A 15,754-nucleotide genomic window follows, 5' to 3' on the forward strand; every position below is an offset into this window, starting at 1 on the left:
TTATGCCTCTTTATAATTTTTTGCGGTAATGACTGTTTCAAATTCAAAGGTTTCCGGTAGATGATCAGCATAAGAATATTCAAAAGTTCGTCCATCCGTTAAGTAGGCCACTTGTTCAACTCTCATTAGGAAATCTTGATTTGTTAAGTTCATAAACTGCTTTTCTTGATCATCTGGGCGAACCCCTTTGACCCTAACAACGGATGTTCCTACTTCAAGACCTAGTTTATTTTGAATGTGCGAGTAGATCGATTCCTCTAAAACCGAAGCTTCAACACCTGGGATGACCGAAATAGGCATCCATGTATGCTCCATAATCGTTGGGATATTGTGAATGATGCGGAGGCGGATGATTTTATATACAAAATCCCCCACTGAAAGGCCTAATTTTTCAGCAATGATTTCATCGGAACCGACAATCGTAAACTCGATAATTTTACTTTCTACCTCGCTGCCATAAACAGCTTTCGTACCTGTTAAAGTTTGAATCATTCGTGCCTTTTCCTGCTGACGCCAATCTTGAACGACTGTTCCACTTCCGCGCCGGCGGATGATGTATCCGTCTCTCACTAGCAGATCCAGCGCTTTTTTAATAGTAAGAGCTGAAACGCCAAATTCTTCAGCAAGGACGGGACTGCTCGGGATTTTTTCGTTAATTTTATATTCACCGTCTAAAATTTGCTGTTTCATTTTTTGATAGATGCCGAGGTATTTTACTTGTGTTGATCCGCTTGCCATTTCCATACCTCCTTTATGCTGTATTCCCTCTTCTATTCATTCAAATGTAAAGCCTCAAGTTTGTAAACTGAAGGTGATGGCGCAGTAAATCCATTTTCCAAGATTTCAATATTTGTTACCGCTTCTTCGTCTTTCACAATTTTTGGTGCACCATTTACGATTGTTTCATACGCTGCATCATAAAAACGACCGTAATCACCAAGTGGCGTTTTAATTTGTTTTTCAATCCAATCACCGTTTGCATTGCGATATTTCGCAATTCCATAGTACATCGGCGAATCCTCACCAAATCCTGCACTCTCAGGCATAATACCCGCTTTCAGATCATTTTCCTGCTGATCTTCACCATATTTAATAAACGATCCATTTGTTCCATGGACGATAAAGCGTGGATAATCTTTTGCTACAACATGGTTCGTTTTCAGTTTAATTTTTAGTTTATTTCCGTAATGTAGACTAACATCAAAATAATTATCAACCGCACCTTCCACTTCATTATTACGAATATCGTATGTCACCGTATCTGGACGGCCAAATAGTGAAATCATGCGGTCCATCGTATGAATACCTAAACTATAAAATGAACCTTCTTCTTTCGGACCTTCGTGAGTGATTGAACCCGGACGGAAATAATCAATATGTGATTCAACCTCAACGATATCACCAAGGAATCCTTGTTCTACAACTTGCTTCACCGCTAAAAAATCACCATCAAAACGGCGGTTTTGATAAGGCATAACTACTACACCTTTTTCTCGCCCTAAAGCTAACAATTCTTTCGCATGTTCTACTGTATCGCAAAATGGTTTTTCAACGATAACTGATTTTCCAGCAAGTATAACTTTTTTCGCTAATTCGTAATGCGTATGTGCTGGCGTACAGACCGTCACCACTTGAATTTCTTTATCATTCAACAATTCGTCCAAATCAGTAGTGAAGTAAACACCTTTCTTCTTATATGGAGCCGCTAATTCTTCATTAATTTGTCGAGCAAAAATCGTTTTCACTTTTATATTTTCACGTGTATTTACATAAGGTAAATGATAGCGGTTAGCTGATTTTCCAAATCCAATAAAGCCCATTGTTAATGTCATATTCTTCAACTTCCTTGCTCATAAATTTTCGATTCTATATTTATTATATATTTTTATTATTAAAAGTATATAGTTTTGATTTTAAATATATATAATAAATAAAAAAGTCGGGATACAAATCATTTCGATTTTCATCCCGACTTTTTACTTCAAATTATGGATTTATAAATTTAAACATTGTTTAAGTGCTATTAGATTACACTCTTATTCATACATATAAGAACGTGTCATCGGAATTGTATCGTTAATACCTTTTGTAAATACAAATTGATGTAAATCAATATTACCTGTGAAGAACGAAGCTGCACATGCATTTAAATATAAGCGCCACATACGAATGAATCGCTCATCTTTCGTTTTGCGAACTTCCTCCAGTACGTTTTCAAAATTTCGAGACCAATGTTGTAATGTTTTCCCGTAATGTCTACGTAAGCTTTCCACATCAACAATGAAAAATTGTTCGTTTGTCATGTTCGTGATTAATTCGTTAACAGCAGGGACATAACCGCCAGGGAATATATACTTTTCAATCCAACCATTCGTAGCACCACCATTGGCCGGAGAAGTAATACAATGAAGTAGAGAAATCCCACCATCATTTAGTAGTGTATTCACTGTCTCAAAGTATTGCGTAATGTTGTCTTTTCCTACATGTTCAATCATACCTACACTAACAATTTTATCAAATTTGCGATTCTTAATATCGCGGTAATCAAGTAAAGATACTTCAACTAAATCCGTAAGTCCCTCTTGTTTGATTCGCTCGGAAGTCTTAGCATATTGTTCCTCACTTAACGTTACTCCCATCGCTTTCACACCGTACTGCTTAGCGGCAGCTGTAATGAGCTCACCCCACCCGCAACCAATGTCTAATAAAGTATCACCTTTTTGAAGGTTCAACTTTTTCAAAATATGATTCACTTTATTATGTTGGGCTGTCGTTAAAGAATCTTGCTCATTTTGGAAATATGCACAAGAATATGTCATTGTTTCATCAAGCCACAATTTATAGAAATCGTTCCCAATATCATAATGATGAGCAATATCATCTTTATTTTTTTGTTTTGAGAAATTCCATTTACTTTTGAAATATTGCAACTTACTATCACCTAAAAAGCTATCCTGCCTTCTATAAATAGATTGAATTGCTTTTTCAAGGTTCCCCTCTATTTCAAGGTCCCCATTCATATATGCTTCACCGAATGCAATAGAAGGATCCTTTGCCATTTCTTTTTTGGAAAGCGGCTTATGGAATGTTACATGAAATTGAGGTTCCCCTTCTCCATATTGTATTGTTTCTCCATTCCAAAGTGTAATTTGAACCGGATCTAAAAAAAGATTTTTGAGTATTTTTTTATAAAAAAGTTCTTCAACCATATAGACATCTCCTACTAAAGAAATTGAACAAAAAACTATACTAGTTAATAAGTTTTTTTGAACATAGCTTAAAACCGTTATGACTTCTTGCTACGAGTGTCATTATAAAACGGTTATATTATGAAGCATAGTACGTACTTTAAAGTGATGAAGGCACTTTTAAGTACCTATGAAAACTTTAATCAATTATTCATCACGGCTAAAACAGTTGTTAATATGGTATAGATCCTTACTTTTACTTTCTAAATTTTTATACTAAAAAACACCACCTCGTCATTAGGTGGTGTTTTCAATATTACATATAGAGATTTCACTTAACTTTACTATTTTTTCTATCTATACATCGTTCTCCCCATACGGTCAATTGATTTAATACATTTTGCAAAGACCACCCATAATCAGTTAAGGAGTATTCTACTCGGGGTGGAATTTCTTTATAGATTTCACGTGTAATCACACCATCATCTTCCAGCTCACGTAGTTGTTGCGTCAACATTCTAACAGAAATTTCAGGAATTAGACGCTGCAACTCACTCGTTCGCTTCGTTCCTTTCGTTAAGTGACATAAAATGACGACCTTCCACTTTCCCCCGATAATTTCTAAAGTTGCTTCTATCGGTATATTATATTGTTTCACGCGATCTCCCCTCCTTTTTCTAAATTTCTTCTCTATTGTTGCGTAAAAACAGATAATTTTCTATACGGCACATTTTAGTTCCTACAGCACAAAAAAGTACCTATATTACAAAAAAGTAATTATGCCGTTTAAAAATCTCCCTCTATACAAAAAGAAAAAACGAACGTATTCTCGTTCGTTTTTTCCTTCTTTATTCAGCTGCTGTTAAAAGCATAGACGTGTTACCATTCTTTTCAAGATGATTTTCTCCCCAATTACAAAGAGAATCAAGTATAACATCTAAAGAATGACCGTAATCCGTTAAAGAATACTCTACTTTTGGCGGCACTTGATTATACACTTTTCTCTCGATTACACCATCTTCTTCTAATTCACGTAATTGTTGCGTTAACATCTTTTGTGTAATACCAGACATTAATTGCTTTAATTCGCACGTTCTCTTTTTGTCTTTCTTTAAATGACAAAGGATTACTACTTTCCACTTCCCACCGATAACCTCTAAAGTCGCCTCCACAGGAATATTGTATGTTTTCATATAAAAATCTCCTTTAATAATGTTATAAGGCAATTGAGCTAAAGATTTAAATATTACTTTTAAGTATCTATAGCACCTTAAAGTACGTACTTTTTATTGTATTAAACATGTTTCATAATAGCATACGTAAACAGCAGATGAGTAGTACGGCACTTTAAAGTACCTGTATTACTTTTTAGTATCTATATCACTTTAAAGTACGTACTTTTCAATATGTAAAATACATTTCATAATAGCATTTGTAAGAGTTGAGTGAGTCATGCAGTATTAGAAATTACATTTTTGTGCTCGTACTTTAAAGTGAGTATTTTTATCATGCATTTTGTCAGACGATGAAATGCTATATATTGATTTTCAAAATCTTTAATCCATTTTCAAATACACTTTAGGAGGATATCTATAATGAGTAAATTACTAAATGAAAAAATCGGTTTTGGTACAGCACCACTAGGAAATATGTACCGTAATATCCCAGAAGAAGAAGCAATCGCTACAGTAGATGCTGCTTGGGATAATGGCGTTCGTTACTTTGATACAGCTCCACTTTATGGATCTGGCTTAGCGGAGATTCGTCTTGGTGAAGCACTATCAAAAAGAAATCGTGATGATTACTTTTTAAGCACAAAAGTAGGTCGAACGATTTCAGATGAACTAGAAGATCCATCTGCACGTGATTTAGGTGAAAAAGGTGGACTGTTCGAATTTGGTCGTAAAAATAAAATGATCAATGATTATAGCGCAGATGCAACACTTCGTTCTATCGAGCAAAGTCTGAAACGTTTAAAAACAGATCGACTAGACTTTGTTTTCATTCATGATTTAGCACAAGATTTTTATGGTGATGAGTGGATTTCACAATTTGAAATTGCTCGAACAGGAGCATTCCGTGCGCTAACACGCTTACGTGAAGAAGGCGTCATTAAAGGCTGGGGACTTGGAGTAAACAAAGTAGAATCGATTGAACTTATGCTTGATTTAGAAGAAGCGAAGCCAAATATATCTTTACTAGCTGGTCGTTATTCATTACTAGACCACGAGCGTGCATTGCAACGAGTAATGCCTGCAGCTGTTAAGCATAATATGGATATTGTTGTTGGTGGCCCATATAGCTCAGGTATTCTTGCTGGAGGCGCTCACTTCGAATATCAAAAAGCATCGCCAGAAATTATTGCAAAAGTTGAGAAAATCAAAGCTCTTGCAGATCGTCACGAAATCAGCATCAAAGCTGCTGCATTACAATTTTCACTAGCGAATCCAGCAGTTGCTGCTGTTGTTCCTGGTGCAAGTAAACCAGAACGAATTGTAGAAGATCAAAACGCCTTAAACACAATAATTCCAGCAGCATTCTGGGAAGAAATGCGCGAACAAAAACTAGTAGCACCTAATGCACCACTACCAATCAACGTAAAATAATTTAAAACCTTAATCAGTGGGAGCATCCCCCACTGATTATTTGCTTGCAAATATCGAGATAAAAAGGAGCGTAATGAACATGGCACATACTACTACATCTATGGAAGTTTTCGGTTCACCTGAACAAGTATGGCAATTAATCGGCGGTTTCAACTCCCTTCCAGACTGGTTACCTTATATACCGAGCAGTAAATTAACGGAAGGCGGTCGTGTACGTCATCTAGCTAATCCAGATGGCGATACAATTATAGAACGATTAGAAGTATTCAATGAGAAAGAGCGCTACTACACGTATTCAATCATGAATGCACCGTTCCCAGTCACAAATTATTTATCTACAATCCAGGTTAAAGAAGGTACTGAAAGTAACACATCATTAGTAGAGTGGTCTGGTACATTCACTCCTGTTGAGGTTAGTGATGAAGAGGCAATAAATCTGTTTCATGGTATTTACAGTGATGGATTGAAAGCATTGCAGCAAGCGTTTCTAGACTGACTACTAAAAACAATGAAAAGCAAAGCGATATCGCTTTGCTTTTTTATAAAATCCCTTTTAACTTTTCACCAATTAACTTCGCTACATACTCATAGCCTTCTGGTCCAAAGTGTAATCCATCTTTTTCATCATTTTCTACAAACCTTTTATAATTCAGTTCTTGAATCATTTCAGCATACAAATTTAGAAAATAGCTTCCTGTTTCTTTCGCCACTTCCTCTACCACGTCTGCATACTGACCGAGCACTTCATTTGTTCTATTATGCTGCCTCTCTTCATCAACTGGGGCAGGACTAATAAGCAGTACTTTACCTGACGAAATATGTTTCACAATCTTCTCTAAATTTTCTTTGTATGCTTGTAATGACCCTTGTGAAAAAGAAACTGCATCATTCGTGCCAAGAAAAACTGTTACGAAATCTGGTTTATGTGATAATACATCTTCTTCAATCCTATTTAACGCATCGAATGTATTATCACCTGGAACACCTGCATTCACCACTTCCCAATTTAAGAATATCCTTTGTAACCTTGGTGTTAATCTAGGTGTACCATCAAAAAATACATCATCAGCTGTAATACTATCACCGAAGCATACTAACGTTTTCATTAGACTTTCTCTCCTTTTACGTATGAAACAACTTTCCTTCTACCGCCTTAATATATCTTTCAGCAGAACGTTCCACTGCCTCATTTGCATTCTCTTTTACTACGCGATGAAAAGCGTTGTATAAACGATCAAACTGTAACGGCTTCACTCGATTCACCATTTCTTCCACTTTTCTCGCTGGTAATGGAATTAAGTTTGGATAGCTATACATAAAGCTTACCCATCGCTCATCTGCTACAACTTGAATAATATCACCTGTTAACAAAATTCCTTTTCCATCATTACCTTCTTCCCAATGTAAGACAGATCCACCTTTAAAATGACCTCCTAAACGATGAATGACCAAGCCATCAGCTAACTGTAAAGACTCACCAGACCAATAAATAATACGACTACTTGGGCGCATTACCCACTCTTTATCATCTTCGTGTATATAAATTGGTACATCAAATGTCTCTGCCCATTCTACTTGCGTTGAATAATAATGCGGGTGAGATAATGCAATTGCATCTAATCCACCAAGCTCTTTTATTTTCGTAATTGTCGTTTCATCTAAATAAGTAATACAGTCCCACAGTAAACGATATGACTCTGTTTTCACTACATATGTCGTTTGACCGATCGCAAATCCTGGTTTTGTTGTAATACTATAAAGCCCATTTTCTTCTTCGATTATTTCATTTTTATATGTATCATCTGTTTGCAAATTTTCTAAAGTCGTCCAAGACTGCCCTTTCGGATTCACATACTGCCTTTCTTCATCACAAATATGACAACTCACCGGTTCTTCTACACTCGCTGCATACTGCACGCCACACGTTGTACAAACGCAATTTTTCATCATAATTCCCCCTATCCCTATATTTTTATTAAGCTGATTTTTGTTGATAATGATCTGTTTTTTTATTTTCAATTAATAAACTTATAAAAGTAAGTAAATAAACAGCTGTAACCGATAATGGAATTACAGTAAATCCTTTTTCTGCAAAAAAATCCCGCAAACTGACGTTACGAATACAGTCCCTACTGACAATAAACCATAACTTTTGCTTTCATAAATCCATACGTACGGTACAAAATGAACACCTATTAACATTGCTACTACAAAAGGTAACCATTCCGGAAATTGAAAATAGGCAAGTAATACAAGCGGAATATTCAATACATTTATCCCACCAATTAATCCTGCTAAAATCCCTAACGGATTTCCTTTCGCAAACATATCAATTTTCAATATAGCAGCTATCATTAAGCCGGAAGGAAATACACATCCCATACCGATTAAATATACCCACACCACTTGTTTTTCAGAAAGAACAAAGCCCGCTATACTCATAACTATCCAAAATAAAACACCAGCTAATATAATCGGTAATCCTCTCTTCGTTTTGATTGCTAAATCCTTTTTCGCTTCTGCAACATTCATCTCACCATCTCCCCAAAAATATTTGTGCTATAAAGTAGTCTCAACCTCGCCCATCCAATAACGCCAAGCTGCTAAATAATCTTCTAAATCTTTCGGGTGGTGTCTTAAACACGTATCTATACGCAAATATAATCCTATGACTATTTTTTCATATAAATCACTTTCTTTTTTATGAAATACACACTGTTTCATCGCATAATTAATTGTTTCTTTTGTTACATCTTCCGGGGTTGAACAGAATGCATAAATTAAATCGTATATAGGATCTCCTAACACTGGTAAGGGATCAATTACACCATGCAGCTTATTCTCTTGAAATATAAAATTATGGAATCCAAGATCACCATGTAATAAAAATGGCTGATTTATTCCAGCGTCCCTCTTTGCTAGTTTAAGAACAATTCTATACTCTTCTTTACTTATGTAACGTTTTACATTTTCATAAGCTTCCATTACATTTGTCGTTAAAAATTCATTCCAAGATTGAACCGGACTTTCTTTCCATCCTCAACCATCTTTACCTGAAACTATTTCATACTTATTAATAACTTCTTTTACAAGGGTACTAAGCGTACTTCGTTTATGTCCCTGTTCGCAAGAAGTACTACCTTCAAGGAAAGAATACACAATATATGTATGGAAAGGTTCCTTATACAAAAGCTTTGCAAACAAAGTATTTCCTTCATAAAAAGAAAGAAAATTAGCTTCTTCACGTATCACTTCCGCTTCATTCAGCTTTACAACATATTTTCCGTCCAACAAATATACTGTACTTGTCGTTCCTCCGTTCAACACTTTTATGCTATTTGGATAAATCGAAATCACGTTCTCCTTAACTAGTTGTGCAGCAATTATTGAAATGTCCATTCCTTCACCCTTCAATTCCGAAGATTCCCTCAATTCAAAAGACAACTTTACTATTATTTGACAAACATAAGGGAATTCCTCCTAAAAATCTTAATATAACAAAAAATAATTTTATTTCATTGCAACTGTTTCCTTCAATATTTCATCAAATAATTCATTCCATTTATGATAATGTGATACAATTTCTTCACTCCAAATGATCTTCATTTAATCTAGTAATTTCTATTAAATTATCTCTTTCTTTTAACTTACGAGCTAAACTTTCTACACCAAAAACTTCTGTAAATGTGTGGCTACCTACTATTAAGTTAATGCCTTTAAATTTCGCATGTTGCACTGTGTATAATGTTTTTTCTCCAGTTATATACGTGTCACACCCTTTTTCTAATGCACGTTCAATCAAATTTGTATTGTTCCCTGCACCAGTTAAAATCGCAATTCGTTTTACTGGTTTATCATGGTTTCTCCAGCTCTTCACTTTCTCTTCCATTTTTTCTTCAAGCCTTTCAACCAAGTTTAAAAATGCAATCGGTGCTTTAAATTCTCCTATTCCAGGTAATTCCTCTTCCTCATACGCAGAGTATTCTAAAATTGTATCTATCGCAATTTCATTAAATAATGATGTACACGTACCAAATTCAATAAAATCTAACGGCAAATGAATCCAAAAATGATTCATTTCATATTGTTTTAATTTCTCAATACAAGCCTCTTCCATTCCAAATAAAAAACTCCACGGTGCATGATGTGTAACTATCATGTCGACTCCATTTTTATACCCTTCTTCAATCGTCTCTAACGTCAAATTTGTTGTGTAACCAATTTTGTGAAATTCATCTTTACTTATATGAGTAAATCCATATTCATCATCACCGTATTTATGAAGATGCTCTCCAAATAATGATGTTATATATTCATTAAACTGCGTTATATTCATTTTTATTTCTCCTTTCATTTACTTTTATATTTCATAAATAAGGAAATACTAACAACAACGTTACATACATATAGGAGGACAATATGAAACCTGAATTTTTAAAAGCTGTACATGATGCCATCGGAAATGTCGAACACATTCATATAGAGGAAAGCGGTGCTGACAGTTTACTTATCCATCATGATGATGCACAGCAGTTACAACAAGTCGCTAAAACGCTAGAAAATAACAATTTTCGCTCTGCTTTAAGAACAACTGGAGACGCTTCGTATATTGAAGTATTGAACAGATAATGAAAGTCCGGATGTATGCCGGGCTTTCTTTTTTATATTGAAACTTCAAATTCTTTCACATACACCGCTGTTCCAGCAATATCAATATGTAAATTCGCATTCCCTTCAACTTTCGTTACATACACCGTTACACGACCATCTTTACGTATTTCCTGTCCTTGTTCAACAATTAACTCCATTTCATGGTCAAAATCTTTTTCCAAATATGTCGCATAATACGCTCCCATTACACCTGAAGCCGTTCCTGTCACTGGATCTTCAATCGTTCCAGCATAAGCAGATGCGAAATGACGCCCATGCATTTGTGCTAGTTCATCATAAGTTTCTAGACAAATTGGGTGAATAGAAGCGTTAGGTATTTCTTTTAATACTGATGGAAACATCTCATTGTTAGGCTTCATTCTCTCACATGCATCAAGGTTTTTAATCGGTACAATTACAGTCCAGTTCCCTGTACTTCCATATACAATCGGTAAACTTACATCTAAATCATTTACTTCTAAACCGATACTATGAGCTAATTCTTCTGTTGAACCTGTAAAATCTTTAAACTGAGGTGTAGCCTGCCTCATTTTAATAAAGGTTCCTTCCTTTTCATTTACATCTATTTGTATCGGTAAAATCCCTGCCTTCGTTTCAATCGTAATATTTGTTTTCTCTTCTAATAAACCTCTTTCACGTAAGGCGTATATAGTTCCAACTGTCCCATGACCACATAAATCCATTTCATAACCAGGTGTAAAATAACGCATTCTTATATCTGCTACTTCTGAGGAAAGAACAAAAGTTGTTTCGTTATATCCAACTTTTTCAGCAATACGCTGCATTTCCTCTTCTGTTAATCCATCTGCCTCTAATACAATACCTGCTGGATTCCCCATATTTGGTTTATTTGTAAATGCGTCATAATGAAATACATTTATAGTCTTCATTTTTTTCTCCTAACTTTCTTTAAAAATTTTATAATAAAGCTCTATCTCCGTTTTCACCGAACAATTATTTCTCCAAAATATCCTCTGCATCTTTTCATTTGAAGTATGTGTGCTTCCGATATAATAAGTAGCGCCCATTTCCTTTAACATATGTAAAGATTGAAGATGAATTTGTGAACTAATTCCTTTCCCGCGATAATAAGGCATTATCCCAAAATAAAATAACCGTCCTTCACTTTCTGTTCCGGGTTCTATATGCGGTATGGACATACCAATCGGCTCATTTTTATCATAAAAAACAATGCATGACTTTTCCCAACCTTTACCTAACTCTGTTTGCACTGAATAAAAATGATCATCGATAGTTAAAATTGAAGTTTGATTCCCTGAACCCGACATACATTGTTCCCAAATATATTTAAATTCTTTTTCCGGTAACGTTCCTTCTGCTATTGATCGATATGTATATTGTCTTTCAAGCTCTTCTACATTGTTCAATTCTCTACATACTTCTATCTTTGCGGCATACAAAGAAAAACCGGCATCAAGTAACACTTTTGCACTTGAGTTATAACTACTAAACCTCTTGTTTAATACAATACTCGCTCTTTTTAACTCCCAATTAAAACAAACCTCTTCAAATCTACTTATCTTTTCTTTATATGTTTGTACGTTATACAAAACGTCTTCTTCTATCTCTTCAATTGTTACTGCATTTGGTAAACCATTTAATACTTTTTTAGAAGGACCAAGCAGATTCTGAATGATTGCAAGATCGTATATCACCACTTTAATTCACCTACACCTGGCTCAATAAACTTCCCTGAAACATCCTCGTTTGAATCTATTACCCAATCATATATATTTTTTGCTCCTTCAGCCGGAGTCATATTCGCATCAAAGGCACCAATATCAGTTTTTAATTTTCCTGGGTGAATGGCAGTTACACTTATTCCTTTATTCTCAAACTCTTGTTGTAAGCAAAGTGTTAACATATTTTGCGCAGCTTTAGCAATTCGATATGAATATGAGAACTGGCCTTGCGGAAACTCTTTGTTCGCCATTTTATGTAATGATCCTAATCGAGAGGACACATTTATGATTCTCGGATGATCCGATTTAGTTAACGCCACATATGTACCTTTTACAGCCCGAATTACACCTAAGCAATGAATATTAAATAAGTCCGTTAACTCTTCTGAATTCGTATGTAAAACCTCAGTCTCCTTCCCAGTAATGCCAGCGTTATTTATAACTAGATCAATATACTCTGTATATTCCTCAAGCTGGTTTTTAATTTGCTCTTTACTCTCATCAGCCGATAAGTCTGCCAATATAGGAAAACATCTACAACTAAACATTTGCTTCAATTGCGTTACCGCAACCTCAGTTCTAACTAATGGGTAAACAATATGCCCTTTTTCGTGAAATACTTTTACTAGCTGTAACCCTAATCCACGATTTCCACCTGTAATAAATACTCTCATCTATTCATCTCCTTATTTTTAAAATAAATAAGAAAATCCATCCACTTACCATTCTCTAATGAAAACGCCTCTCTCTTGCATTCAAAAGAAAAACCTGCTCTTTCCGCAAGACGAACGGATGGCTCATTATCAACACGTATATGCAATTCAATTCTATGAAAATGAAGACGATTAAAAAATAACGGCAACGCAGCTTTTACACTTTCTACTCCGTATCCATTTTTCCAATATTGGTTATGAATAGAGTAGCCCATCATTGCCCACTGATAATCCAGACGTAAAATTTTTATAAGCTCTAGCTTACCAATATTAGCTCCGTCTTCTTTACGAAAAATACCTAGTACATACATCTCATCTCGATGTGCTGCTTCATCAAATCCCCTTATCCATTCCGTGAACCATTCTTTTGTTGATGATGCCATAACTTGATAACCATCGTCGTATTTATACTGCGATGGCAGCCTCTTGTTAAATCCATCTAACCAACTTTCATAATCAGCTTTTTGAAATGGACGGATAATGAGTCTCTCTGTCTCTACCTCTAATAGCGGCAGCTTCATTTACATCTCTTCCCTTGATTAATATTAGAATATTCTTTATTATCTTACACAAAATACAAAATCTAGTAAATTATTATGTTTTTGATACATAAAAACCCAGTCATGCTTTATACATAACTGGGTTCTCCATCGTTTCATAATTTTCTATTTCACAAGAACTGCATCTCGTAATTCCCTCTTCAACACTTTTCCTAAAGCGTTTTTCGGTAACTCATCTATGAATACTACTTCTGGTATTTTGTAACTTGCTAATTTCTCTTTACAATACTGAAGAATACTTTCTTCTGTTAATGTTGTTTCGCTATCCTTCACAAGATAAGCTCTTGGAACCTCTCCCCAAAAGTCATCTGGAACTCCAACTACTGCAACTTCTAAAACACCATGTATTTCATGAATGACATCTTCTACTTGATCTGGATATACATTGTCACCACCGCGTATAATAACGTCTTTATATCTTCCCATAATATGCAGGAATCCATCGTCATCTATCATGCCAGCATCACCCATGTTAAACCAGTTATCTTTTACTACCTTCTTTGTCGCCTTTTCATTATTCCAATACCCTTTAAACATGTATGGACTTTTCACATGAATCTCTCCAACTTCATTTGTTGTTAGTTCATGTCCTGTTTCCGGATGAACAATTTTCACCTCTACATTTTTCAAGGTTTTTCCTACAGAAGACATCTTTTCTTTTCCCATCATTGGATGCCATGAGGTTACAACCCAACCTTCTGTACTACCATAGCCTTGCACCATATAGATTCCTTTTTCCATATATTTTTGGATGAGTGTTTCTGGCACTTTTGTTCCACCGCTTTGTGCTACTTTAAAAGTAGAAATGTTACGTTCTTTTTTATTTAGTTCATCAAGCATATAGCTATAAACAGCTGGGAATGCAAGCATCGTAGTAATTTTCTCTTCTTCAATCTTATCCCAAATAAGAGTAGGATTCGAATCAGCTAAGAAGATCATCGTAACACCATGATAAATGCAATTTAAAATAGAAAGCACGCCACTCATATGAAACAATGGATGCACCGATAAAAAGCGTTCACCTGCTGGAATTTCTCTTTGTCCAGCAATCTCAGCAAAATAATGATGTAAGTTTTTATGTCCAATTACACATGCTTTTGCCTGTCCAGTCGTTCCTGAAGTAAATAAGTAAATCGCATCATCATCTTCCTGAACTTCTACGTTCGGTTCTGTCGTTGGCTGTTCTTGCAATTCTAATTCAAATGAACCAAAGCCTTCTTTTGTCGTTTTAATTACATAAGGAATTTCTTTAACGGCATCAATTTTTAATAACACTTCACTAAATTCTTCATCAATAACTAACACTTTTAATTTCGCTTCTTTTACAATCGTTTCTAATTCATAAGTAGTAAGCTGATGATTTAGCGGAATAAATACCGCTCCAATTTTTAAACTTGCCATCATAACGCTTGGAAACGGATGATTATTTTTGCACAGTATTCCTATACGATCTCCTCTTTGTACACCGTTATGTAACAAATAGTGTGCAAGCTGATTTACTCGTTCATTATACTGTTGAAACGAATACCTTTTCCCTCCGCCTACAAGCGCTTCCATATTTGGTGATTGCATTGCTCTTTTTTGTAATAATTTTTGCATCGTTCTCAAGTAAAACTCCCCTTTATATATGTTAGGTTTTTTATTTTACCAGATTAACTATTAATTTACTAAAGATTACACTTAGTGAATATAAAACAAATAAAGAAACAGTCATTTACTTCACAAGTAAATGACTGTTTCTCCTTATATATTAGAATACGCCTTACTCATCACATATTGCACATACTCAGGTGCACTTTTATCAATCTCTTCGTCACTTAATTTATATTCGGCACCATATAAATAAAATGAAGGTATAAATTTCATGTCTGTATATAAGCAAGTAGCTTGAAATGGTTTCGTTAAATCATCCATCGTAATTCCACTATTTTCATAATCTTTTTCTAATCCACCTATAGAAATAGCCACACCAAATTCTTTCCCCTTCACTTTATCTCCTTTTGATCCGTAAGCAAACCCATATGTTAATACATCGTCAAACCATTTTTTCAATAATGGTGGTGAACTGTACCAGTAAAGTGGAAATTGGAATATATATCTGTCATGTTCTACTAATAACTTTTGCTCTTCTTCAATATTAAACTCCCAATTTGGTGCCACTTTATATAATTCATGCACCGTAATTTCATCCGAATGTTTCTCAAGTTCTTCTATCCATCTTTTATTAATTTTTGATTTTTCAATATGAGGGTGTGCTACAATTACAAGTGTTCTCATCATTTTCCATCCCCTTTATAAATGAATCAATCCTTT

The 15,754-nt window shown here is 34.9% G+C and carries 17 protein-coding genes and 2 pseudogenes; 3 read left to right on the forward strand and 16 right to left on the reverse strand.

Annotated elements, in window-relative coordinates:
* From ATN06_RS17235 to ATN06_RS17255, 5 genes are all read right to left on the reverse strand, one after another.
* A complete protein-coding gene (locus tag ATN06_RS17235; RefSeq protein WP_060631659.1) occupies positions 1 to 738 on the reverse strand; it encodes a GntR family transcriptional regulator in 738 nt (245 codons plus the stop codon).
* Between the two features lie 32 nt (positions 739 to 770).
* Positions 771 to 1,832 (reverse strand): oxidoreductase, encoded by a 1,062-nt coding sequence (locus ATN06_RS17240; RefSeq protein ID WP_060631660.1) that lies wholly within the window; start codon positions 1,830 to 1,832, stop codon positions 771 to 773.
* Between the two features lie 204 nt (positions 1,833 to 2,036).
* On the reverse strand, positions 2,037 to 3,209 hold the full coding sequence (locus ATN06_RS17245) for a cyclopropane-fatty-acyl-phospholipid synthase (protein WP_060631661.1): 1,173 nt from the start codon (positions 3,207 to 3,209) through the stop codon (positions 2,037 to 2,039).
* A 310-nt stretch (positions 3,210 to 3,519) separates the two neighbouring features.
* The gene (locus tag ATN06_RS17250) at positions 3,520 to 3,846 is read right to left on the reverse strand and encodes a winged helix-turn-helix transcriptional regulator (protein WP_000816333.1); all 327 of its coding nucleotides are present in this window, start codon (positions 3,844 to 3,846) and stop codon (positions 3,520 to 3,522) included.
* 190 nt (positions 3,847 to 4,036) lie between these two features.
* On the reverse strand, positions 4,037 to 4,381 hold the full coding sequence (locus ATN06_RS17255) for a winged helix-turn-helix transcriptional regulator (protein ID WP_060631662.1): 345 nt from the start codon (positions 4,379 to 4,381) through the stop codon (positions 4,037 to 4,039).
* A 402-nt stretch (positions 4,382 to 4,783) separates the two neighbouring features.
* On the opposite strand from ATN06_RS17255, the gene ATN06_RS17260 reads away from it, so the two are divergent.
* Both ATN06_RS17260 and ATN06_RS17265 read left to right on the forward strand, forming a co-directional pair.
* Positions 4,784 to 5,794 carry an aldo/keto reductase gene (locus ATN06_RS17260; protein ID WP_060631663.1) on the forward strand — a complete coding sequence of 337 codons (1,011 nt, stop codon included), beginning with the start codon at positions 4,784 to 4,786 and terminating at the stop codon, positions 5,792 to 5,794.
* 79 nt (positions 5,795 to 5,873) lie between these two features.
* Entirely contained in the window at positions 5,874 to 6,290 is a 417-nt protein-coding gene (locus ATN06_RS17265) for an SRPBCC family protein (protein ID WP_060631664.1), read from the forward strand.
* Positions 6,291 to 6,333: 43 nt separating this feature from the next.
* On the opposite strand, the gene ATN06_RS17270 is transcribed toward ATN06_RS17265, so the two are convergent.
* The 5 genes and pseudogenes from ATN06_RS17270 to ATN06_RS17290 form a co-directional block, all read right to left on the reverse strand.
* A complete protein-coding gene (locus ATN06_RS17270) occupies positions 6,334 to 6,900 on the reverse strand; it encodes an SGNH/GDSL hydrolase family protein (protein WP_060631665.1) in 567 nt (188 codons plus the stop codon).
* Between the two features lie 16 nt (positions 6,901 to 6,916).
* Positions 6,917 to 7,744 (reverse strand): MBL fold metallo-hydrolase, encoded by an 828-nt coding sequence (locus tag ATN06_RS17275; RefSeq protein ID WP_088116026.1) that lies wholly within the window; start codon positions 7,742 to 7,744, stop codon positions 6,917 to 6,919.
* 25 nt (positions 7,745 to 7,769) lie between these two features.
* Positions 7,770 to 8,326, reverse strand: a pseudogene (locus ATN06_RS17280) (DUF7010 family protein).
* A 27-nt stretch (positions 8,327 to 8,353) separates the two neighbouring features.
* A pseudogene (locus ATN06_RS17285) lies at positions 8,354 to 9,193 on the reverse strand (phosphotransferase).
* A gap of 187 nt (positions 9,194 to 9,380) precedes the next feature.
* Entirely contained in the window at positions 9,381 to 10,130 is a 750-nt protein-coding gene (locus tag ATN06_RS17290) for a Nif3-like dinuclear metal center hexameric protein (RefSeq protein WP_060631667.1), read from the reverse strand.
* An 83-nt stretch (positions 10,131 to 10,213) separates the two neighbouring features.
* Between ATN06_RS17290 and ATN06_RS17295 the strand changes: the two genes are divergently transcribed.
* Positions 10,214 to 10,423: a hypothetical protein gene (locus tag ATN06_RS17295; protein ID WP_000801653.1), complete on the forward strand. Its 210-nt coding sequence runs from the start codon at positions 10,214 to 10,216 to the stop codon at positions 10,421 to 10,423.
* 32 nt (positions 10,424 to 10,455) lie between these two features.
* Here ATN06_RS17295 and ATN06_RS17300 read toward each other — a convergent pair whose 3' ends face one another.
* The 6 genes from ATN06_RS17300 to ATN06_RS17325 all read right to left on the reverse strand — a co-directional run bounded on the left by ATN06_RS17300 (position 10,456) and on the right by ATN06_RS17325 (position 15,718).
* A complete protein-coding gene (locus ATN06_RS17300) occupies positions 10,456 to 11,355 on the reverse strand; it encodes a PhzF family phenazine biosynthesis isomerase (RefSeq protein ID WP_060631668.1) in 900 nt (299 codons plus the stop codon).
* Positions 11,356 to 11,364: 9 nt separating this feature from the next.
* A complete protein-coding gene (locus ATN06_RS17305; RefSeq protein WP_060631669.1) occupies positions 11,365 to 12,141 on the reverse strand; it encodes a GNAT family N-acetyltransferase in 777 nt (258 codons plus the stop codon).
* Positions 12,138 to 12,842 carry an SDR family NAD(P)-dependent oxidoreductase gene (locus ATN06_RS17310; protein ID WP_060631670.1) on the reverse strand — a complete coding sequence of 235 codons (705 nt, stop codon included), beginning with the start codon at positions 12,840 to 12,842 and terminating at the stop codon, positions 12,138 to 12,140. The genes ATN06_RS17305 and ATN06_RS17310 overlap by 4 nt, the downstream gene beginning before the upstream one ends.
* Positions 12,839 to 13,402, reverse strand: a complete 564-nt coding sequence (locus ATN06_RS17315; RefSeq protein WP_060631671.1) for a GNAT family N-acetyltransferase — start codon at positions 13,400 to 13,402, stop codon at positions 12,839 to 12,841. The genes ATN06_RS17310 and ATN06_RS17315 overlap by 4 nt, the downstream gene beginning before the upstream one ends.
* A 144-nt stretch (positions 13,403 to 13,546) precedes the next feature.
* Positions 13,547 to 15,049, reverse strand: coding sequence for a class I adenylate-forming enzyme family protein (locus ATN06_RS17320; RefSeq protein ID WP_060631672.1), 1,503 nt, complete (start codon positions 15,047 to 15,049; stop codon positions 13,547 to 13,549).
* A 135-nt stretch (positions 15,050 to 15,184) separates the two neighbouring features.
* Positions 15,185 to 15,718: an NAD(P)H-dependent oxidoreductase gene (locus ATN06_RS17325; RefSeq protein ID WP_060633163.1), complete on the reverse strand. Its 534-nt coding sequence runs from the start codon at positions 15,716 to 15,718 to the stop codon at positions 15,185 to 15,187.
* Positions 15,719 to 15,754: the final 36 nt, after the last annotated feature.

The sequence above is a fragment of the Bacillus thuringiensis genome (assembly GCF_001455345.1).
Taxonomy (GTDB): Bacteria; Bacillota; Bacilli; order Bacillales; family Bacillaceae_G; genus Bacillus_A; species Bacillus_A thuringiensis_N.